Genomic DNA, 20,922 nt, shown 5'->3' on the forward strand with positions numbered 1-20,922 from the left:
CAACCAGGGAGGCCCGCGATGAACACCCATTACCGCGATACGCGCAAGATCGACCCGACCAAGGGCAGCATGCTGGGGGACAACACCCCCAATGACAACGACCGGATCGAGATCGGCCCGACGCAGCTTGCCTTTCGCGAATGGGAGGCCGCCGGGCTGACCCTGCCCGACCTGCCGCGCATGCGCGACTATCGCTGGAAACGCCTGACGCAACATATCGTTGATCGTGGCTATGCGGGCCTTCTGATGTTCGACCCGCTCAACATTCGCTACGCCACCGACAGCACCAACATGCAGCTCTGGAACACCCACAACCCGTTCCGCGCGCTGCTGCTCTGCGCCGATGGCTATATGGTGATCTGGGACTACAAGAACTCGCCCTTCCTCAGCAAATTCAATCCCCTGGTCAAAGAGCAACGCTCTGGCGCGGACCTCTTTTATTTCGACCGGGGCGACAAGATTGACGTGGCGGCCGATGTGTTCTCGAACGAGGTGCGCGTGCTTCTGGAAGAGCATGCCCCGGGCAATACCCGCCTCGCCGTGGACAAGATCATGCTGCACGGGTTGCGCGCGCTTGAAGCGCAAGGCTTCGAGATCATGGAAGGCGAGGAAGTGACCGAGAAAAGCCGCGCCGTGAAGGGCCCGGATGAGATCCTCGCGATGCGCTGTGCCTCCCATGCCTGCGAGGCCGCTGTGCAGGCGATGGAGGATTTTGCCCGTGCCGAAGTGCCCAAGGGCGGGGTCAGCGAAGATGACATCTGGGCGGTCCTGCATGCCGAGAATATCAAGCGCGGTGGCGAATGGATCGAAACGCGGCTTCTGGCCTCGGGCCAGCGCACCAACCCGTGGTTCCAGGAATGCGGCCCGCGCATCACCCGGAACAATGAGATCATCAGCTTCGACACTGACCTGATCGGCAGCTATGGCATCTGCATCGATATCTCGCGCAGTTGGTGGATCGGGGACGAAAAGCCGCCCGCCGAGATGGTCTATGCCATGCAACACGCGCATGAGCATATCATGCACAACATGGACCTTCTGAAACCCGGGCTGATGATCCCCGAACTGATCGAGAAATCGCATCGGCTGGATGAGAAATACCAGGCGCAGAAATATGGCTGCCTGATGCATGGCGTGGGTCTGTGCGATGAATGGCCGCTTGTCTCGTACCCTGACAAGGCCGTCGCCGGGGCGTTCGATTATGCACTGGAACCCGGCATGGTGCTCTGCGTCGAGGCGCTCGTGGGCGAAGTGGGCGGCGGTTTCTCGATCAAGCTCGAAGATCAGGTGCTGATCACCGAAGACGGGTATGAGAACCTCACGCGCTATCCGTTTGACGCAGCTCTCATGGGGCAGGCATAGCCGCCATCCGGGTCTCGGCGTGGCGCGAGGCCGGTTCGATATCGAGGCGCGGATCATATGCGCACACCCGGTCGCGCCCGGTGCTCTTGGCCCGGTAAACAGCCATATCCGCGTGATGAATGGCGCGGTCGACATGGGCGACGCTATCCACCTCCGCCACCCCGAAACTGGCGGTAAGCTGGATGTATCGCCCCTTCAGATGAAGCGGCGTCTCCCGCACTTTCTGGCTCAGCCGCTCGGCCGCCTTTACCGTATCGCTCTGGTTGGCATGTTTAAGAAGAATGACAAACTCCTCCCCGCCGAACCGCGCGATAATGTCGTTGTCGCGGCAATGCCTGATGAGCGTCGCGGCAAATGATTTCAGCGCGGCATCGCCCGCCTGGTGACCATAGCGGTCATTGACCAGTTTAAAATGATCGATATCCGCCACGATGATGGCAAGCTTCATATCCACGCAATCCGCGATCTCCTTGTAAAAGCTCAACCTTGTATGCACCCCTGTCAGCGGATCATGATCTGCCGCGTGTTCAAGTTGCTCTGTTAGGTGGTGCACATCGAGCATCTTGGTCCCGACAAAGAACGAAATCGGCGCGGCGAGGATCATCGTGATGATGGTGCCGGGAAGAAGGGTGAGATCCGCCAGGCTGTGCGGCATGAACAGATAGGTCAGAATGAAATTCCCGACCAACGCGATCAGGGTGATCACAAGGGCGAATACACGCACATCCCGCTGGGTTCTCAATCTCAGCTGCATCACCTCGCTCCACCACCTGAGGACAAAGCCATACGCCAAAAAGGTTAACCAACCTCTCGGAGGACAGGGAAACGAGACGTCGATCACCCTTCAATTCGATGCGAATCTTACACAACCGGCAGAAAGGCCATGTTCTGGCCGAGCACACGACACGCTCACCATCGCGTGACAAAACTGTCACAAGGCTGGCAGCCCTTGCGCGCATTCCCTACCTTGACGCGGCAAGCGCGAAGGAACCGACATGCCCACAGAACGCCTTACCTTTACCGGCCATGACGGCTCGACCCTGGCGGCCCGGCTGGACCTGCCCGATGGCCCGCACCTGGCCACCGCGCTTTTTGCCCATTGCTTCACCTGCTCCAAGGACATTCCCGCCGCCCGGCGCATCTCGGCACGTCTGGCCGGGGCCGGTTTTGCCGTTCTGCGGTTCGATTTCACCGGGCTTGGTCATTCCGAAGGCGAGTTCGAGAACACCTCCTTTGCCTCCAATATCCAGGATCTGATCCTGGCCGCCGACGCCCTCGGCGCGCGCGGCATGGCGCCCAGCCTGCTGATCGGACATTCGCTCGGCGGGGCCGCCGTTCTGGGCGCCGCGCGCAAGATCGACAGCGCAAAGGCGGTCGTCACCATCGGCGCGCCCTTCGATCCCGGCCATGTCACCCATAATTTTGGCGACGCGCTGGACAAGATCGGACGCGAGGGCGTGGCCGAGGTAAAGCTTGGGGGCCGCACGGTCCGCATCGGCCGTGATTTCGTCGAAAACGTGAAGGCCGAATCCCTGGAAGGCGAGATCGCAAATCTGCACCGGGCCCTTCTGGTTCTGCACGCCCCTCTGGATCAGACCGTGGGAGTCGAGAACGCCGCTCAGATCTTCTCTGCCGCAAAGCATCCCAAAAGCTTCGTAACGCTCGACGATGCCGACCACCTGATCACCCGGCCCAAGGATGCCGAATACGCCGCCGAGGTCATTTCGGCCTGGGCGCGCCGCTACCTGCAACTCAGCCCGCCCGCCCCGCCGCCCTGTGCCCCCGAAGGTGTCGTCCGGGTCAGTGAGGCCGACCCGGACGGGTTCTTGCAGGATATCAATTCCGGACCGCATCATCATGCGCTCGCTGACGAGCCGGTGGCCTATGGCGGCACCAACAAGGGGATGTCGCCCTATGGGTTCCTGTCCTCGGGGCTCGGGGCCTGCACCTCGATGACGATCCGCATGTATGCCCGCCGCAAGAACTGGCCGCTCGACCATGTGCGCGTCGATGTCTGTCACGACAAGGTCCATGCGCAGGATGCCGAAAAGGCCGTCGGCGGCAAGGCCGACAAATTCACCCGCGTGATCTATCTCGACGGGGATCTGACCGACGACCAGCGCGCCCGCCTTCTGGAAATCGCTGACCGCTGCCCGGTCCACCGCACGCTGGAGCGTACCTCCGAAATAGAGACGCGCGCGGGCTGACGCTCAGACTGCGCGCCCGAAATGCTCGACCACCGCCGTGAGGTCCTCCGGCGGGGTATCGGCCTGCAGGAATGCGCGGGCATTGGCATTGAGCGAAAAAATGGAACCATCCGAGAAAAAGGACGTGCCGGTGACAAAGATAATCTGCGTGTCCGGGTGCCGGTAGGACGCCAGATCCGCCACCGCCAGCGCGCTGCCCTCGGCCAGCACGATATTCATCACGATCACATCAAACCTGTGCTCCACCAGAGCATAAGCCGCCTGGGACTGCCCGTGCACAAGCTGCACATCGAGCCCGTGTCGTTCCATGTGGTTTTGCCAGAGACGCCCCAGATCGGCGTCGCTCTCTACGATCAGAACTTTCATGCGCTGACACCACCTCTCGCCCGGCGTTACCTAGAAGTTAACGCTGGGACCTCCTGTCTGTCGTCCGAAGAGTTAACAATTCATTAACATCAACCTCACCCTATCCTTTCGAAGCAAGCACCGCTTGAGCTTTGTGCGGAAATCCGCTTGAACAGGCCGCGATGGGCGATGCGAGGATGAAAACCTCTGCCATCCGAACCTGAGGAGACGCATGTGGACCTGGCTGTGATTCTCTGCCTCGCGATGCTGCTGGATGCCGCTCTGGGCGAGCCGCGCTGGCTCTGGTCACATCTGCCGCATCCTGCCGTGCTCATGGGCCGGGCCGTGGCCGCACTGGATCAGCAGCTCAATACCGGTGCCGCGCGACAGCTCAAAGGGGTGCTGGCGATGACGATCCTCGCGGCGCTCGCCATCTGCATCGGACTGGCTTTGCAACTGCTCGGAGCCCTTGCAGAACTCATTGTCGCCGCCATCCTTCTGGCGCAACGGTCCCTGGTCGACCATGTGCGCGCGGTGGCCGATGCGCTGCGCCTCTCGGTCCCCGAGGGGCGGCGCGCCGTGGGCCATATCGTCGGGCGTGACACCTCGGCGATGGATGAGGCCGACGTTGCCCGCGCCGCGATCGAATCCGCGGCCGAAAACTTCTCTGACGGGGTCATCGCCCCGGCCTTCTGGTTTCTTGTCGCCGGGCTTCCGGGCCTGTTGCTGTACAAGATCACCAACACCGCTGACAGCATGATCGGCCACCGCACCCCGCGCCATGAGGCGTTCGGCTGGGCCGCGGCGCGGCTTGATGATGTGTTCAACGTGATCCCGGCACGGCTCTCCGCGGCCCTTATCGCGGTTTCCCACCGCCTCAGTGGCACATGGCGCGACATCGCCCGCGATGCCCGTCTGCACCGCTCGCCCAATGCCGGCTGGCCCGAGGCGGCCATGGCCCGTGCGCTGGATGTCGCCCTTGCCGGTCCGCGGTCCTATGACGGCACCCGGCGGCATTTTCCCTTCGTCAACGACCGCGGCGCAAAACAGATCGGCGCGCTCCAGATCGAGGCCGCCTGCACTGTGCTCTGGCGCGGTTGGGGGACGGCCCTGGCGCTCATCGCGCTGATCGCTGTTGTCACGGGCTAAGCGCGACCATAGGTTAACGCGAGATTGCAGAAGAGGATTTCCATGCGCGTTTTTTTCAGCACCCTTGCCCTTTGTCTCACTGCCAGCTTTGCGCAGGCGCAATGCGGCGGCTCTTTCTCCGGTTTCGTGAACGGCCTCAAGGACGAGGCCGCCTCCCGTGGTCATGATCGTCAGAGCGTCGATCAGTTCTTCGGCTCCGTCCGCCAGGACCCGAAAGTGATCGCCGCCGACCGCCGTCAGGGCGTGTTCCAACTGCCCTTCACCGATTTCGCCCGCCGCCTGATCAGCTCGGGCCGGATCAACACCGGCAAATCCAAAGCCAGACAATATGACGCCGTTTTTGACCGCATCGAGCGCGAATTCGGTGTCAGCCGGGGCGTGCTTCTGGCCTTCTGGGCGTTCGAGACCGATTACGGCTCCTTCCAGGGCGATTTCAACACGCTGAACGCGCTCGTGACGCTCAGCCATGACTGCCGCCGCCCCGAGCTGTTCCGCCCGCAGATCTTCGCGGCGCTCAAACTTTTCGAGAACGGGGATTTCGACCCGCGCCGCACCACCGGCGCCTGGGCAGGCGAGATTGGCATGGTGCAGATGCTGCCGCAGGACATTCTGGACAATGGCGTCGATGGCGATGGCGATGGCCATGTCAGCCTCAAGACTTCGGCGCCTGATGCGCTGATGTCGGGGGGCAAGATGCTGCAACACCTGGGCTGGCGCGCGGGCGAACCGTGGTTGCAGGAGGTCAGCGTGCCAGACAATCTCGACTGGTCTCAGACCGGGCTGCGCACCACCAAACCCGCCGCTGAATGGGCCGCGAAAGGCGTCACGCCCCGCCATGGGCAGATCGCGGGCACCCTACCCGCCAGCCTGATCCTGCCGCAGGGGCGCAAGGGGCCCGCCTTCCTCGCTTATCCGAATTTCCGGGTTTATTTCGAATGGAATCAGAGTTTTACCTATGTTCTCACCGCTGCTTATTTCGCCAACCGGCTGGAAGGTGGGCCGGTCTTTGACGCGGGCAATCCCGAGCAGGGCCTCAGCGGCGAACAGATGAAGCGCCTGCAGCAAAAGCTGAGCCAGCGCGGCTATGACGTAGGTGAAATCGACGGCATTCTCGGGGCAGGCACCCGCGCGGCCGTTCAGGATGTGCAACAGCAGCTTGGCCTGCCCGCCGATGCCTGGCCCACACCGGCCCTGCTCAACGCTCTATGAAGGCTGCGCGCAAGTTCGAGATTTTCCTTGCCGCGCCGCCGGGGCTGGAGCTTGTCCTGAAAGCCGAGGCGCTGGAACGCGGCTTCAAAAAGGCCAAGGCGGTGCCGGGAGGCGTGCAGTTTCGCGGCAACTGGCACGATGTCCGGCGCGCCAATCTGGAGCTGCGCGGCGCGGGCCGGGTGCTGGCGCGGATCGACAGCTTCCGCAGCACCCATCTGGAGCATCTGGCCAAAACCGCCCGCGCCTTTGACTGGGCCAGCCTGCTGCGCCCGGATGTGCCTGTGCGGGTCGAGGCCACCTGCGCCCGCTCGCGCATCTATCATCAGGGGGCCGCCGCCGAGCGCGTCGGCCTTGCCATCACCGAAAGCCTCGGCGCGACGATCAGCGACGAGGCCGAGTTGCGCGTCATGCTGCGGATCGAAGACGATACCTGCACGCTCAGCCTCGACACCTCCGGCGCCCCACTTCACAAGCGCGGTCTCAAACAGGCCGTGGGCAAGGCGCCTCTGCGCGAGACGCTCGCCGCCCTCTTCCTGCGCCAATGCGGCTATACGGGGACCGAGCCGGTGCTTGACCCGATGTGCGGCTCAGGGACGATCCCGATCGAGGCGGCTGAGATTGCCCTTGGCCTCGCCCCCGGCCGCGCGCGGTCTTTCGCCTTCGAAAACCTCGCCAATTTCGACGCAGACGCCTGGGCCCGGATACGCGCGTCACAGACCCCACAGACCACCAATATGCACTTTTTCGGCAGTGACCGCGATGCGGGCGCGATCCGCAACGCCACCGAAAACGCCGCCCGCTCGGGCGTGGATGCGATCACCCGCTTTGCCTGCCACGCGGTCAGCGACCTTGAGCGCCCGGATGGCCCGCCCGGCCTCGTTCTGCTCAACCCGCCCTATGGCGCGCGCATCGGGGACAAACGGCAGCTTTTCGGGCTCTATGGCGCCTTAGGCAAGGTGCTGAAGGAGCGGTTCGCCGGGTGGCGTGTCGGGCTGATCACCACCGAAGGCGGGTTGGCCAAGGCCACCGGCCTGCCCTTCGCCGAACCCGGCGCACCGGTCGCCCATGGCGGGCTGAAGGTGCGGCTATGGCAGACAAGCGCGCTGCCCTAGGAGGGCTTACGCCACCATCTGCTCGGCTTTCTTGAGGTCCACCGACACAAGCTGACTGACCCCCTGCTCGGCCATGGTCACCCCGAAAAGGCGGTCCATCCGGCTCATCGTCACCGCATGGTGGGTGATGATCAGGAACCGCGTCTCGGTCCGGCGGCACATCTCGTCCAGCAGGTCACAGAACCGACCCACATTGGCATCATCCAGCGGCGCGTCGACCTCGTCGAGCACACAGATCGGCGCCGGGTTGGCCAGGAAGACGGCAAAGATCAGCGCCAGCGCGGTCAGGGTCTGTTCGCCGCCCGACAGCAGGCTCAGCGTGGCCAGCTTCTTGCCCGGCGGCTGACACATGATCTCCAGCCCCGCCTCCAGCGGGTCGTCGCTTTCGACCAGTACCAGATTGGCCTCGCCGCCCCCGAAAAGATGCTTGAACAGCATCGCGAAATTGCTGTTGACCTGTTCGAACGCCGTCAACAGGCGCTCGCGGCCTTCGCGATTTAGGCTGGCAATCCCGTTGCGCAGGGTGCGGATCGCTTCCTCAAGGTCGGTCTTTTCAGTGACAAGGCTGTCATGCTCTTCCTGGACTTCCTTGGCATCCTCCTCGGCGCGCAGGTTCACGGCACCCAGTGCATCGCGCTGCCGCTTGAGGCGGTTCACATCCGCCTCGATCCTGTCCGAGGCGGGCATGTTGTCGGGATCGGCCTCAAGCTGTTCAAGAAGCGTCTGCGGCGTGGTCTCCTGTTCCTCCTCGATCCGCTCGGCAGCGGCCGCCAGCGTCTCGCGCGCGGCATCCGCCCGCGCCTCGGACCGGGCGCGCGCTTCCCGGGCCTCCGACGCGGCGCGCTCTGCCTCACGCTCGGCCGCGACAGCCTCGCGCGCAGCACCTTCGGCCGCGGACAGCGCATCGGCCGCTGCGGCCCGGCGGGCTTCGGCCTTTGAAATCTCGTTGCCCAACTCGTCGCGCTTGGCGCGGATCACCTCGGGCGCGGTGGTCGCCTCGGCCAGTTCCGCCTCCGAAGCGGTCTTGCGCTCGGCCAATTCGGCACTGCGCGCCTCGGCGGTCTCCAACCGGTGCCGCCAGCCGCTGATCTCCTTGGTGACCTCCTGCGCCCGGCGGGTGCGGGCCTCGCCTTCGCGGCGCAGCTCATCATGGGCCGAGCGGCGCGACATCATCGTCATCCGCGCGGCTTCCACGGTCAGCTTGGTGTCCTCGATCTCGGCCCGTGCCGCATCCAGATCGGCCAGCTCGCCCAGTGCCGCCGTGGCCTGGTCAAGCTGCTTGCGCGCGCTCAGCGCCTCGTCCTCGTGCCGCGTCACGGCAAGGCCAAGGCTCTCCAGCCGGGACTGCGCCAGGTTGCGGTCGGCCTCGGCACGGCTCAGTGCACGGCTGGCATCGTTCATCGCCAGATCCGCCGCGCGGCGCGCCTCTCGCGCCTCCTTGTCCGCAGCCGTCAAGTCCTGCAACTGCGCGCTCAGATGCTCATGCGCCGCCCGCGCGCCATCCGCCCGGGCGGTGACCCGCTCCAACTCCTGCTTCAACTCCTCCAGCCGGTTGAGTTGTTGCAGACGCAAAGCGGCGGTCGAGGGGGCGTCCTCAGCCCAGGCGCGGAACCCGTCCCAGCGCCAAAGGTCGCCTTCGGGACTGACCAGCCGCTGCCCCGGCTGCAACAGCGACTGCAGACGCGGGCCATCATCGGCATCGACCACGCCGATCTGCCCGATCCGGCGGCCCAGCACCTGCGGCGCGGTCACGTAATTCGACAGCGCCTTCACGCCTTCGGGCAGAAGCTGCGGACGGTCATATCCCGGCATAGAGGTCCAGCCCGAGGGGCCATCCTCATCCACTTCGGGCGCGCGCAGATCGTCGGCCAGCGCCGCGCCCAGCGCCTTTTCATAGCCGGGCTGCACCTGCAACTGGTCCATGACCTGACCGCCCTCGGCCGTGTCACGCTCCACCAGCCGCGCCAGCGCGCTCACTTCGGCGCGCAGTGCACCGACCTCGCCCTCGGCTTCGGACCGTTCGGCGCGGGCATCGGCCTCGCGCGCCTGCGCCTCGGCCCGGGCCTCATCGGCGGCGGCAAGAGCAGCCTCAGCGGCCCCGGCGGCTTCGGTCGCGGCGGCTTCGGCGGCCCCGGCGGCATCAAAATCGGTCAGCGCCTTCTGCAAAGCCTGCTGCGACTGCTCGACCGCCTGACGGGCCCGCGCCGCCTCTTCCTCAGAGCGGCGCAGGGTCTTCTGGCTGTCATCAATCAACCGCTGTGCCGATTGGTGGCGCGCGGCCAGCCGGGCCACATCCTCGGTCCGGGTGCTCAGATCGCCCTCGCGGTCCTGCAACACGCTGGCGGCCTCGCGGGCCTCTTCGGCTGCCGCCTCCAGCCGCCCTTCGTGGCCTTCGCTGGCCTTGGCCAGTTCCCTGGCCTCCCATTCCAGCCGCTCAATGGTCTCGCCCGCATCCTTGTTCAGCCCGCTTTCGCGCGCGATATCATGGGCAAGCTGTTCGATCCGGGCCTGCAACGTCTCGATCCGGGTCAGCGCCGAGGCCTCCTGATCGTCCAGCGTATCGCGCTGCACCTGCAGGCGTTGCAACACGGCGGCGGCAATCGCCTCTTCCTCACGCAGGGGTGGCAACGCATCATCGGCCTTCGCGCGCAGCTTGGCCGCTTCGCGCGCTGCCGCTTCGGCCTTCGAGGCCAGCGTCGTGCGCTCGCGCAGCTCGTCCTCGGCGCGGGCGCGGGCCTCGTCCGCCTCTTTCCAGCGGCGATAAAGCAACAGCCCCTCGGCCTGCCGCAGCTCCTCGCCGATCTGGCGATAACGCGCCGCCTGCCGGGCCTGCCGCGCAAGCTGGGCCAGTTGCGCCGCAAGCTGCTCGATCACGTCATCGACACGGGTCAGGTTGGTTTCCGCGCCTTTCAGCTTCAGTTCCGCCTCGTGCCGACGCTGGTAGAGCCCTGAGATCCCGGCTGCCTCTTCAAGGATACGGCGCCGGTTCTTGGGTTTGGCGTTGATCAGCTCCGAAATCTGCCCCTGCCGGACGAGGGCCGGCGAATGCGCGCCGGTGGACGCATCGGCAAACAGCATCTGCACATCGCGCGCGCGCACATCCTTGGAATTCACCTTATAGGCCGATCCCACATCCCGGGTGATCCGGCGCACGATCTCAAGGTGATCGCTGTCGTTGAACCCCGAGGGGGCCAGCCGGTCCTGGTTATCGATATGAATCGAAACTTCGGCGAAATTCCGCGCCGGGCGCGTCGCCGCCCCGGCAAAGATCACGTCCTCCATGCCGCCGCCGCGCATCGCGGTGGGGCGATTCTCGCCCATCACCCAGCGCAGAGCCTCCAGCAGGTTCGACTTGCCACAGCCATTGGGGCCGACAACGCCGGTCAGACCATCGGCGATGATCAGGTCCGTGGGGTCCACGAAACTCTTGAAGCCGGTCAGTCTGAGCTTGGAAAACTGCACAAATGATCCCTCTCGCGCCGGTGATTCCGGTCTTTGCGGTACAGCCTGCGGGCTGGAGGGGCCACGAGTCAACGCCGAACCCCTTCATCTGGGGCAGTGGGGCCAGTTATCCACAAGATATTGCGCAAATAGCGGCCAGACCCCGCCGATCCCAATCTCCGCATCCGACACATCCGGGGGGATTCGGCCTTGACGCGGCGACGCGCGCGCTTTCATCTTCGAGGGCACAGACAGGGACAGGACAATTCAGATGAAAACACCGCTCGCCAGCCTCGCTCTCCTGGCCATCGCCTCCCCAGCCTTTGCGCATCACCCGCTTGACGGGATGCCCATGCAAACCGTCTCGCATGGGCTTTTGTCGGGGCTGGGCCATTCGATCCTGGGCTTTGACCATCTGTTTTTCGTGATCGCCGTTGGCGTGGCCGCCCTGTTCACCGCAAATCGCTTTCTCACCCCCGCCGCCTATATCGCGGCGATGCTGCTGGGCTGCGCCCTCATGTCCGCCGGGATCGGCCTGCCGGTGAAGGAAGCGATGATCGCGCTCTCGCTTCTGGGCATCGGCGCGGTGCTGATGTCCGGCCGGGCGCTCGGGCCGGTCGGCACCCTCCTTGTCTTTGCCGGGTTCGGGCTCTTTCACGGCTCGGCCTTTGGCGACAGCCTCGCGACACAGGAAAGCACCGCGGGCTTGGGTGTGCTCATGGGGTATCTCGTCGGGCTGGGCGTGGTCCAATATCTGATCGCCGTGATCGCCGGGCACTGCGCCCGCGCCGCGCTCAACGCCACACGCGCCGATGCCGTCAACACCCGACTGATCGGGGCGGTGGTGGCAGGCGTTGGCCTCTTCCTCTGCCTTGAGCGGCTCGAAGGCCCGGTGCTGGCGCTGCTGATCGGCTAACCCAACGACAAAGCGACCAGATGCGCCAAAAGACCCCCATCACGATCGTCACGGGCTTTCTGGGTTCCGGCAAAACCACGTTGATCCGGCATATCCTGAGCGCCGCGCAGGACCGCCGCATTGCGCTGATCATCAATGAGTTCGGCGCCCTCGGAATCGATGGGGCACTTGTGCAATCCGCCCCCGATGCCCCGGCTCAGAGCGATATTGTCGAGCTTGCCAATGGCTGCCTCTGCTGCGCGGTGGACGAGGATTTCGTGCCCAGCCTGCAGGCGCTTCTGGCGCGTGATCCGGCCCCCGAGCATATCGTGGTCGAAACCTCGGGCCTGGCACTGCCCAAGCCGCTCATCCGCGCCCTGGGCTGGCCCGACCTCGCGCCGCGCCTGACGATAGACGGGGTGATTGCCGTGGTTGACGGGCCCGCCCTGCGCGACGGGCGGTTCGACACCGCCTCGGGGTCGAACCCGGAGCATCCCGACAGTTCCCTGGCCAGCCTGTTCGACGATCAGACGGGCAGTGCCGATCTCATCATCCTCAACAAAGCGGACCTGCTGTCGGAGGGCGATCAGGCCCGTCTCACCGATGACCTGCGCAACCGTTGCCGCGCGGGCACGCAGATCCTCGCGGCCACGCAAAGCGCCCTGCCGATCGAGGTTCTGCTCGGACAGTCTCACACCCCGTCGGAACCTGAACCGCACCATCCCCACGATCACCACCATCACCATGATCACGGCGGGTTTGACAGCTTCACCCTGACCCGCGCCGAGATCACCGATCCGGCCCTGTTTCAGGAACGGCTGGCCAGGGTGATCGTCGCGCATGACCTGCTGCGCGTGAAGGGCTTCGCCCGCGTCACCGGAAAGCCCATGCGCCTCACGATTCAGGCCGTCGGCCCGCGGATCGAGGCGCGCTACGACGCGCCTATTCGCCCCGACCAACACGGAACCGAGCTTGTGATCATCGGGCGCGCCGGGCTGGACCGGGACGCCATCGTAACCGCACTGGAGGCCACATGCTGATCGTCGAGCCGGGCGACCCGCGCGCACCCGACGCCACCGCCCTTCTGCGGGCCAGTCATGCGCTGATGCTGGAGCTTTTCCCGCCCGAGGACAATTACGCCCTCGACATCGAGGATCTTGTGGCCCCGGATATCCGCTTTTTCATTGCGCGTGAGGGCAAAAGCCTGCTCGGCACCGGTGCTCTGGCCCTGCGCGACGGCTATGGCGAGGTCAAATCCATGTTCACCGCCCCCGCTGCGCGCGGCAAGGGCGTGGCCGCCGCCCTCCTACGCCAGATCGAGGACGAAGCCCGCGCCAACGGCCTGAGCGCGCTCAAGCTTGAAACCGGAGAAGAACTCGCCGCCGCCGTCCGCCTTTACGAGCGCCACGGGTTCACCCGCTGCGGCATCTTCGGCGACTATGAGCCCAATCAGTCCAGCATCTACATGCATAAATCCCTGCGCGCCGCGTCATGAGCCTGCTGCCCGACCTGACCGAACCGCCCGCCGAGCCCTATGACCTTGGACAAAGCCCGGCCGATATCGTGGTGATCTCGGCCCTTGCCACCGATATTGCCGCGCTGAGCGAGGCCCGCGCGGCCCTGCCCGATCCGCCCTCTCTCAGGCTTGCGCATCTGCATCATCTGCGTCACCCGGCGTCGGTCGATCAGCATCTCGATGCCTGCGCAACCCGAGCGCGGCTGGTCATCGCCCGGCTTCCCGATGGCGGCGACGGCTGGCCCTACGGGCTGGCGCAGCTCGGCGCGCGTTGCGCCGCGGCTGGGGTGCCGGTCGCGCTCTTGCCCTGTGGATCCGCGCCCGAACCGCGACTGCAACAGCTCTCCACCGCGCCCGCGGAAACCTGTCTGGCCCTGCATCATTGCCTCGACCAGGGCGGGCCGGACAATGCCCAGGCGTTCCTGCTTCACTGTCAGGCCGTGCTGTCCGACAGTCCGCCCCCCGCTTTGCCGCCCGAATTACCACGCAGCGGGCTCTACTGGCCCGGCGAAGGCCGTTGCACCCTGGACCAGATACAACAGGGCTGGCAGCCCGACCGCCCTGTCGCGGCCCTGCTTTTCGCGCGGGCGCTGGTCCACGGCGCGGGACTGCATCCGGTCAACCGGATGATCCGCGCGCTCCTGCGCGCCGGGCTGAACCCGCTGCCGGTCTTTGTCGGCGATGCGCATTCCATCGAGGCCGATCTGGCCGGCGCGCGGCCCGCCGTCATCCTGTCCTGCCTGCCCGGCTCGGAAACTCCCGCCCTGCCCGGGGACATTCCCGTCCTGAACGCCGCCCTCACCACCTGGTCCGAGGCCGACTGGATCGAAAGCGCAAACGGCCTGCCGCCGCGCGACATCGCTGAACATGCTCTTCTTCCCGCGCGCGCGGGGCAGATCATCACCCGCGCGATCGGCACCACCGATGAGGCGTATTTCGACAACGCCACCGAATGTCCCGTGCTGGCGCCAAGGGCCCTGGGCGACCGGGTGGATTTCACCGCCCAACTGACCGCACAGTGGGCTGGCCTGCTCCGAACCCCGCGCGACGGGCGCAGGGTCGCGCTTGTCCTGGACAGCCCGCAGCCTGCGCTTGTTGCCCGGGCGCACGGGCTTCTGCGCGCCCTGAAAGACGCGGGATATGACACGCAGCCTCCGCCCGGCCCGGATGGCCCTGTCCCTTCCGAGCCGCTGTCGCCAGACGCCTATCAGGAGGCGTTCGGCACCCTGCCGTGGCCCCTGCGCGATGCGGTCGAGCGGCGCTGGGGCGCGCCCGAAGACGATCCCGACTTCACGCCCGGCACCGGCTTTTGCCTGCCCCTGCAGCAATGCGGCCGGATCGTCCTGGCCGTTGCCCGCCCCGGCCCGGACAACAGCCCGCCGCCTCACCGGCTTCTGGCGCTGCATTTCTGGCTCCGGCAGGTTTTTGGCGCACAGGCGCTGGTGCATCTCGGCGGGCATGGCGGGCTTGGGGCGCTGCCCGGCAAAGCCTTGGCCCTGAGCGCGGATTGCTGGCCCGAGCAGGTGCTTGGCCCAACCCCGCATATCGCGCTTTTGCCTGCTGACGGGGGCGATGCCGCCACGCTTGCCCGCAACCGCCTGCATGCCCTCTGCCTGCCGCCGGATGGCACGGATCTGATCGACGCGCTGGATGGCAAGGCCGCTGCCGCCCGCGTCCTCCCCCGGATACCAGACATGGCCGCCTGGCGGCGCGGCCAGGCCGAGGCAGACGCCTGGATCGAAGAGCACCTGCAACGTCATGGGGACTGGCCGCGCGCAACAGAGATCTGCTTTCGCGCCGCGACCACGGCACTGTCATGTGGGGCGGATGTGGCGCGCGCCCTGTCGCTCATGGGGTTCCGCGCCAGCGGCACGGAGGCGCCGGACTGCCTGACCCACGACGACAGCCTCTCACGCCCGCCTGTCGCCGTGACCCCCCGCGTCGCGCCCTGCTTTCGCCGCGCATTCCCCGAACTTGTCACCCTGCTCGACACGGCTTGCCGCCGCGCCCGGACCGGCGCCTAGATCCCCGGAGTGCACACCAGTTCCACCCGGCCCTGATAAAGCTGGCGGTAATCGCAATCATATTCCAGTGCCGCAGGGTCGCGCGCGGCGGTGCCCGCGCCACAGTCAAGCTTGGCCTCGATCAGCACCTGATCGCCATCCATGCGTTTGACCCGGCAGCCGGTGGATTTCTCGATCGCCACCAGCGCGCGCGGCATCACCGCCTCGGGCCGGGGCGCCCATTCGGTATTCACCCGAAGGGCAAGCGCCCGATCACCATCCTGACGCACATCGAAGGTGCTCTGCCCGACGGTGATCCGCTGCCCGGCGATACCCCGATATTCCGGCGGCGGGGTGTCACACCCGGTCAACAGGCACAGGGCACTCAGGGGAAAGATCCAGCGCATATCGCAACTGTGCGGCCCGCCTGGTTAATTATTCCTTAATCAAACGGAAACGCCTCCGAGGCGCGCCAGCGCGTCCTCGTCAATCTCCACCCCCAGCCCCGGAGAGGCGGGCAGGCTCGCAAACCCGTCCTTGATGACATAATCGCAGGTGGCATAGTCCGCCCCCATCGGCAGATAGTCATAGAACAGCTCGGCATAGGTCGCATTGGGCAGCACGGCGCAGACATGCAGCATGGCCAGAAAGGCCACCGTGGTGCTGTTCCAGTTATGCGGAGAAAGCTGCGCACCCGCCGCCTGCGTCATGGCACCGATCTCCAGCATCCGCAGAAGGCCGCCCACCCCGGCGATATCAGGGTTCAGCACATCCGCCGCACGCGCCCTGAGCAGCGCGTTGTAATGCGGCAGACCCGCCTGCCGCTCGCCCGTGGTCACGCGCTGATCGGTCCGGGCGCGGAACTCGGCCAGCAGATCGATCTGATCCCCGGCAACAGGCTCCTCGATCCAGTAGGGCGCATAAGGCGCAAAGAGCCGGGCAGCCTGGAGCGCACGGCGCGGATCGGTCTCGACCGCAAAATCCAGCATCAGATCCACCTCCGGCCCGACCGCCTCGCGGGTCAGACGCACCACGGCTTCCGACGCCGCCAGCGTGGCCTGGCGCAACGGATAGATCTTGACCGCGCGGTAGCCTTCCCGGCACATCGCCCCACAGCGCGCCGCGATGGCCTCCGGCGGCTGAACCGGGTTATCCCAGGCATTGGCATAAAGCGGGATCCGCTCTTTCACCGCCCCACCCAGAAGCGCATGCAACGGCAGTCCGGCCGCCTTGCCCGCCAGGTCCCAAAGCGCGATCTCGATCGCACTCACAGCTGCGGCATAGTCAATGCCGGGATGTTTGCTCTCCATCGGGCGGGCGACATGATCCAGAAAGCGGCGCGGGCTGGCCTCGGACATCTCAGTCACAGCGCCGCCGAGGGTCAGGATGACCTCTCGGATCGCCCTTTGCCGATGCTCCAGCGCATAAGCCTCGCCCCAGCCGATCAGGCCATTCGCGGCCTCCAGCCTGACCAGAATCACGCTGTGCCCCTGCGACCAGCCATCGGCCCCCGGCCGGGCCGGGATCAGATAGGGTGTCACCGCCACGATCCGCATCTGTCACATCTCCAAGTGTCCGGCGCATCCTTGCGGCATGCAGGGGACAGGTCAATCCACCTTGCACCCCTGCGCGCGGGGCCTAAACTGCACCGGCAACCGATCCCAAAGAGAGCCCTCATGCCCAAACACCGCATCCTCACCGAATTCGGCCAGGGCGCCTCCCTGCGCCGGCAGGACTATACCGAGGCCGCGCGGCGCGCCATCAAGGATGCGCTCTGGCGCAACTCGATCAACGTGGCCGAGCTTTTTGGCCACCCGAAGGAGGCCATGCTGATCGACGTCGAAATCGCCGCGCAGCAGCCCGAGAAGGTGGATTGCGCCGCCCTCAGATCGGTCTTTCCCTATGGCCAGGTCAGCGTCACGGCACAGCCGGGCGGGCTCGACATCCCGCGCCCCGACGGCCTGCCCACCGTGATCGCGACCGCCGCCATTTCCGTCAGCTTCGAAATGGAACGCGCCGATGACTGATCAGCGCTTCATCATCGAAATGGGCATGGGCAACGACCTGTGGAACATGGATTATCAGGCCGCCGCCCGCCGCGCGATTAAGGATGCCTATGCCCATGTCACCCTGCCCATGCTGGCCACTCTGGGCCTCGACCTTTCAGCGCTGCGCGTGCAGGTCACGGTGGGGGTGCAGGCCCCCGAGGCGCTCGATACCGGTGCCTTGTCCACGCTGATCTCGAAGGGGCAGGTCAGCGTGCGCGCGGTGTTTGGTGGCCAGAACGTCGTGAACCCCGACACCGGTGACACGATCGTGATCGCCTCTGCGGCGATCGAGGCGTTCCTGCCCTATCAGGGAAATTGCTGGACAGGCGGAACCACCTGATACCTTTCAGTCCCGAATGCAGAACGGGTTTCCTCAATTTGCCGCCATTCCGGAATGGCGTTCGCCAGCCCATTACCCCGGATTATTGAGAATATAATTGTCAGACATTTGATTCTGTGCCAGCCTGCCCGGGAGGCGCATTGCTGCAAAAGCCATATTACCGCGCCCGCAACAGGGAGATTTGATATATGAACCTAAGACCCGATCCGACATTCTATCCCAGCCCCAAAATGGCCATGGAAGCCCCCGCCGAAACGCTGGCCTTTACCCTCATGCTCAGCCCCGACGGCTCGCAGCCCGACGGGCTCGCCGTGGTGGATGTCGACCCGGCCTCGGACACCTATGGCCAGATCGTGCACAGCCTGTTCATGCCCAACAAGGGCGATGAATTTCACCATTTCGGCTGGAATGCCTGCTCCTCGGCCCTGTCGCCGCTGACCGGCCACGCCTTTTACGAACGCCGCTACCTGATCATCCCCGGCATCCGGTCCTCGCGCATCTATGTGATCGACGTCAAAGAACCGCTCAAGGCCAAGATCCACAAGATCATCGAGCCCGAAGAGGTGTTCGAGAAGACCGGCTATTCCCGTCCGCACACCATCCATTGCGGCCCCGAAGGCATCTATGTGTCGACCCTCGGCGGTGGCGGCGAGGACGGCACCGATGGCCCTCCGGGCATCTTCATCATGGATTGCGAGACCTTCGAGATTCTCGGCCGCTACGAAATGGACCGCGGCATTCAGGACAAGCACTATGATTTCTGGTGGAACCTGCCGCGCGACTACATGGTCAGTTCCGAATGGGGCCTGCCGCCGCAGTTTGAGAACGGGATCGTGCCCGAAGACCTGCTCAGCAACAAATACGGCCACACGATCCATTTCTGGGATCTGCGCGGGCGCAAGGTGGTCAAAAGCATCGACCTCGGTGAAAATCACCAGATGGCGCTGGAAATCCGGCCCGCCCATGACCCGGTGAAGGAATACGGCTTCTGCGGCGTGGTGGTCGACACAACCAACCTGCAAGGCGCGATCTTCACCTGGTGGCGGGATGAGAATGGCGAATGGCAGGCCAAGAAGACCATCACGATCGACCCTGTTCCGGCCGATCCCGATGATCTGCCCGAGCTGCTCAAGGGCTTCGCCGCCTGCCCTCCGCTGGTCACGGATATCGACCTGAGCCTTGATGACAAATATCTCTACGTGGCCTGCTGGGGCCTCGGTGAGATGCACCAGTATGATGTCTCGGATCCGATGAACCCGGTGCTCGCCGGCAAGGTCGAGATCGGCGGAATCGTCAAGCAAACCCCGCACCCCAATGGCAAGACCTTCGGCTACGGCCCGCAAATGGTCGAGATCAGCCGCGACGGCAAGCGGGTCTACTGGACCAACTCGCTCTATTCCACCTGGGATGACCAGTTTTATCCCGGTGACCGCGGGGCGGCCATGGTCATGGCCGAGGTGGGCGAAAATGGCGGCCTGACGCTGAACAAGGACTTCTGGGTCGAGTTCCCCGAGGGCTACCGCAGCCACCAGATCCGGCTCGAAGGCGGCGACTGTTCGACCGACAGTTTCTGTTACCCGTCCGTCTGACGCGTGCCTGAAGTGACAAGTGTGACGGCCCTCTGGTGGGCCGTCATTGCCTCGGGGCTCTACCACGGGGTCAACCCGGGCATGGGCTGGCCCCTGGCCGTCTCCTCCGCGCTTATGGAAAGCCGCAAGGCCAGCCTTTACAAGGCCCTTTCCGCGCTTGCCATCGGGCATCTGCTGGCCATGACGGCGATCCTGCTGCCGTTTTCCCTGCTGTTTGTGCTGGTCGAATACCAGCGCGAGATTCAGATCGGCGCCGCCTGCCTCGTCATCGCGCTGGGGGTCTATCTGCTGATCAACCGCCGCCATCCGCGCTTTCTTGCGCGTGTGCCGCCCTCCAAACTGGCGCTGTGGTCCTTTCTCGCCGCCATGGCCCACGGCGCGGGGCTGATGCTCGTGCCCATCTATCTCGGCATCTGCGCCACGGTTGAGACGGATGCAGGCCACGCCGCCGCCGATCAGCTCATGCGCGGCAATATCGGCATTGCCCTCGCGGTGGCCGCCGTGCACACGCTGGCCATGACCACCGCAGGCGGGACACTCGCTCTCGGCGTCTACCACTGGCTCGGCCTCAAATTCCTGTCGAAAAGCTGGTTCAACCTCGATGTGGTCTGGGCGCTCAGCCTGATCCTCGTCGGCACTATCGCTCTGCTCACGACGCATTGACGCCCCGATCCCCCTTCATTGTTCCAAAAATACTCACACCCCACCGCCAGCCGCTGTGCGCACCGCCCCCCTTGGGCGAAAGGGGTGGGTGGGCGGGCTTTCGGCCAAGGGGGGCGCTTGCGCATCGCTGCAACCGGTCATATCGTTTGACCAGTTCATTCCCCGAGGCCCCATGCCCTTTCAAAAAGTCATTCCCGAGAAACTCTCCACCGCCGTCACCCGCCAGATCGAGCAACTGATCCTGCGCGGCATCCTGCGCCCCGGGGAGCGTCTTCCCTCCGAACGCGATCTGGCCGAACGGCTGGGCGTCTCCCGCCCCTCCCTGCGTGAGGCGGTGGCCGAACTGCAAGAGAAGGGCCTTCTCAGCTCCCGCGCGGGTTCCGGCATTTATGTGGCCGATGTGCTGGGCAACGCCTTCTCGCCCGCCCTCATTCAGCTCTTCGCCGATCATGATGAAGCGGTGTTTGACTACATCTCCTTCCGCCGCGATCTCGAGGCCATGGCCGCCGACCGCGCCGCGCGCCTCGGCTCCGACACCGACCTGCAGGTGATCCAGACCATCTTCGACAAGATGGAAGCCGCACACGGCAAAAAAGACCCCACGGATGAGGCCACACTTGATGCCGAGTTCCACCTCGCCATCCTTGAGGCCAGCCACAATGTGGTGCTCCTGCACATGATGCGCTCGATGTTCGAGATGCTGCGCGAGGGCGTGTTCTATAACCGTCAGGTCATGTTCGCCCAGCGCACCACCCGCTCGGCCCTGCTCGACCAGCACCGCGCCATCAACGACGCGATCCAGGCCCGCGATCCCGCCGCCGCCCGTGCCGCCATCGAGGCCCATCTCGGCTTCGTCGAGACCGCCCTGCGCGACCAGCAACGCGCCGACGCCCACGAAACCATCGCCCAACAGCGGCTCGATCAGGAACGCAAGCGGTAAGGGAGCAGTTGCATTTTTGGATGATGGGGTACGGGCGGCTTTCGAGACGGTGTGCAATTGCCGCGGCAATCAGCCAGATAGTCGTGTTTCTAATGGCAATTTT

Annotated in this window: 19 protein-coding genes; 14 read left to right on the forward strand and 5 right to left on the reverse strand. The window is 65.2% G+C overall.

The annotated features are described in order from the left end of the window. The first annotated feature begins 18 nt into the window (after nucleotides 1-18). Entirely contained in the window at nucleotides 19-1,362 is a 1,344-nt protein-coding gene (dddP, locus tag EI983_RS14665; RefSeq protein ID WP_157708107.1) for a dimethylsulfonioproprionate lyase DddP, read from the forward strand. On the opposite strand, the gene EI983_RS14670 is transcribed toward dddP, so the two are convergent. Continuing rightward, nucleotides 1,346-2,116, reverse strand: coding sequence for a GGDEF domain-containing protein (locus tag EI983_RS14670; RefSeq protein WP_157708108.1), 771 nt, complete (start codon nucleotides 2,114-2,116; stop codon nucleotides 1,346-1,348). The genes dddP and EI983_RS14670 overlap by 17 nt on opposite strands. 241 nt (nucleotides 2,117-2,357) lie before the next feature. Between EI983_RS14670 and EI983_RS14675 the strand changes: the two genes are divergently transcribed. Further along, complete coding sequence (locus EI983_RS14675; RefSeq protein ID WP_157708109.1) at nucleotides 2,358-3,569, forward strand: bifunctional alpha/beta hydrolase/OsmC family protein; 1,212 nt, start codon at nucleotides 2,358-2,360, stop codon at nucleotides 3,567-3,569. Between the two features lie 3 nt (nucleotides 3,570-3,572). Here EI983_RS14675 and EI983_RS14680 read toward each other — a convergent pair whose 3' ends face one another. Then, entirely contained in the window at nucleotides 3,573-3,935 is a 363-nt protein-coding gene (locus tag EI983_RS14680; protein ID WP_157708110.1) for a response regulator, read from the reverse strand. Nucleotides 3,936-4,148: 213 nt separating this feature from the next. Between EI983_RS14680 and cbiB the strand changes: the two genes are divergently transcribed. From cbiB to EI983_RS14695, 3 genes are read left to right on the forward strand one after another with little or no spacing between them, the layout of a single operon-like run. Continuing rightward, nucleotides 4,149-5,063, forward strand: a complete 915-nt coding sequence (gene cbiB / locus EI983_RS14685) for an adenosylcobinamide-phosphate synthase CbiB (RefSeq protein ID WP_157708111.1) — start codon at nucleotides 4,149-4,151, stop codon at nucleotides 5,061-5,063. A 42-nt stretch (nucleotides 5,064-5,105) separates the two neighbouring features. Further along, nucleotides 5,106-6,272, forward strand: coding sequence for a lytic murein transglycosylase (locus tag EI983_RS14690; RefSeq protein ID WP_157708112.1), 1,167 nt, complete (start codon nucleotides 5,106-5,108; stop codon nucleotides 6,270-6,272). Beyond that, entirely contained in the window at nucleotides 6,269-7,384 is a 1,116-nt protein-coding gene (locus tag EI983_RS14695; protein ID WP_157708113.1) for a THUMP domain-containing class I SAM-dependent RNA methyltransferase, read from the forward strand. The genes EI983_RS14690 and EI983_RS14695 overlap by 4 nt, the downstream gene beginning before the upstream one ends. A 6-nt stretch (nucleotides 7,385-7,390) precedes the next feature. Here EI983_RS14695 and smc read toward each other — a convergent pair whose 3' ends face one another. Beyond that, nucleotides 7,391-10,846, reverse strand: a complete 3,456-nt coding sequence (gene smc / locus EI983_RS14700; protein ID WP_157708114.1) for a chromosome segregation protein SMC — start codon at nucleotides 10,844-10,846, stop codon at nucleotides 7,391-7,393. Nucleotides 10,847-11,096: 250 nt separating this feature from the next. On the opposite strand from smc, the gene EI983_RS14705 reads away from it, so the two are divergent. From EI983_RS14705 to EI983_RS14720, 4 genes are read left to right on the forward strand one after another with little or no spacing between them, the layout of a single operon-like run. After that, nucleotides 11,097-11,741, forward strand: a complete 645-nt coding sequence (locus EI983_RS14705) for a HupE/UreJ family protein (protein WP_157708115.1) — start codon at nucleotides 11,097-11,099, stop codon at nucleotides 11,739-11,741. A gap of 20 nt (nucleotides 11,742-11,761) precedes the next feature. Continuing rightward, nucleotides 11,762-12,760, forward strand: a complete 999-nt coding sequence (cobW, locus tag EI983_RS14710) for a cobalamin biosynthesis protein CobW (protein ID WP_157708116.1) — start codon at nucleotides 11,762-11,764, stop codon at nucleotides 12,758-12,760. Further along, entirely contained in the window at nucleotides 12,754-13,215 is a 462-nt protein-coding gene (locus EI983_RS14715) for a GNAT family N-acetyltransferase (RefSeq protein ID WP_157708117.1), read from the forward strand. The genes cobW and EI983_RS14715 overlap by 7 nt, the downstream gene beginning before the upstream one ends. Then, a complete protein-coding gene (locus tag EI983_RS14720) occupies nucleotides 13,212-15,260 on the forward strand; it encodes a cobaltochelatase subunit CobN (protein ID WP_157708118.1) in 2,049 nt (682 codons plus the stop codon). Before EI983_RS14715 ends, EI983_RS14720 begins: the two co-directional genes overlap by 4 nt. Here the strand turns inward: EI983_RS14720 and EI983_RS14725 are convergent. Further along, nucleotides 15,257-15,646, reverse strand: coding sequence for a hypothetical protein (locus EI983_RS14725; protein WP_157708119.1), 390 nt, complete (start codon nucleotides 15,644-15,646; stop codon nucleotides 15,257-15,259). The genes EI983_RS14720 and EI983_RS14725 overlap by 4 nt on opposite strands. Before the next feature lie 39 nt (nucleotides 15,647-15,685). Continuing rightward, nucleotides 15,686-16,795, reverse strand: a complete 1,110-nt coding sequence (locus tag EI983_RS14730) for a mandelate racemase/muconate lactonizing enzyme family protein (protein WP_157708120.1) — start codon at nucleotides 16,793-16,795, stop codon at nucleotides 15,686-15,688. Between the two features lie 120 nt (nucleotides 16,796-16,915). Between EI983_RS14730 and EI983_RS14735 the strand changes: the two genes are divergently transcribed. From EI983_RS14735 to EI983_RS14755, 5 genes are all read left to right on the forward strand, one after another. After that, nucleotides 16,916-17,266: a Lin0512 family protein gene (locus EI983_RS14735; RefSeq protein WP_157708121.1), complete on the forward strand. Its 351-nt coding sequence runs from the start codon at nucleotides 16,916-16,918 to the stop codon at nucleotides 17,264-17,266. After that, on the forward strand, nucleotides 17,259-17,627 hold the full coding sequence (locus tag EI983_RS14740) for a Lin0512 family protein (RefSeq protein WP_157708122.1): 369 nt from the start codon (nucleotides 17,259-17,261) through the stop codon (nucleotides 17,625-17,627). The genes EI983_RS14735 and EI983_RS14740 overlap by 8 nt, the downstream gene beginning before the upstream one ends. 188 nt (nucleotides 17,628-17,815) lie before the next feature. Beyond that, nucleotides 17,816-19,216 (forward strand): selenium-binding protein SBP56-related protein, encoded by a 1,401-nt coding sequence (locus EI983_RS14745; protein WP_157708123.1) that lies wholly within the window; start codon nucleotides 17,816-17,818, stop codon nucleotides 19,214-19,216. A 3-nt stretch (nucleotides 19,217-19,219) separates the two neighbouring features. Continuing rightward, complete coding sequence (locus EI983_RS14750; RefSeq protein ID WP_157708124.1) at nucleotides 19,220-19,879, forward strand: hypothetical protein; 660 nt, start codon at nucleotides 19,220-19,222, stop codon at nucleotides 19,877-19,879. 172 nt (nucleotides 19,880-20,051) lie between these two features. Continuing rightward, a complete protein-coding gene (locus tag EI983_RS14755) occupies nucleotides 20,052-20,819 on the forward strand; it encodes a FadR/GntR family transcriptional regulator (protein ID WP_157708125.1) in 768 nt (255 codons plus the stop codon). Nucleotides 20,820-20,922 lie beyond the last annotated feature (103 nt).

The sequence above is a fragment of the Roseovarius faecimaris genome, assembly GCF_009762325.1.
Taxonomy (GTDB): domain Bacteria; phylum Pseudomonadota; class Alphaproteobacteria; order Rhodobacterales; family Rhodobacteraceae; genus Roseovarius; species Roseovarius faecimaris.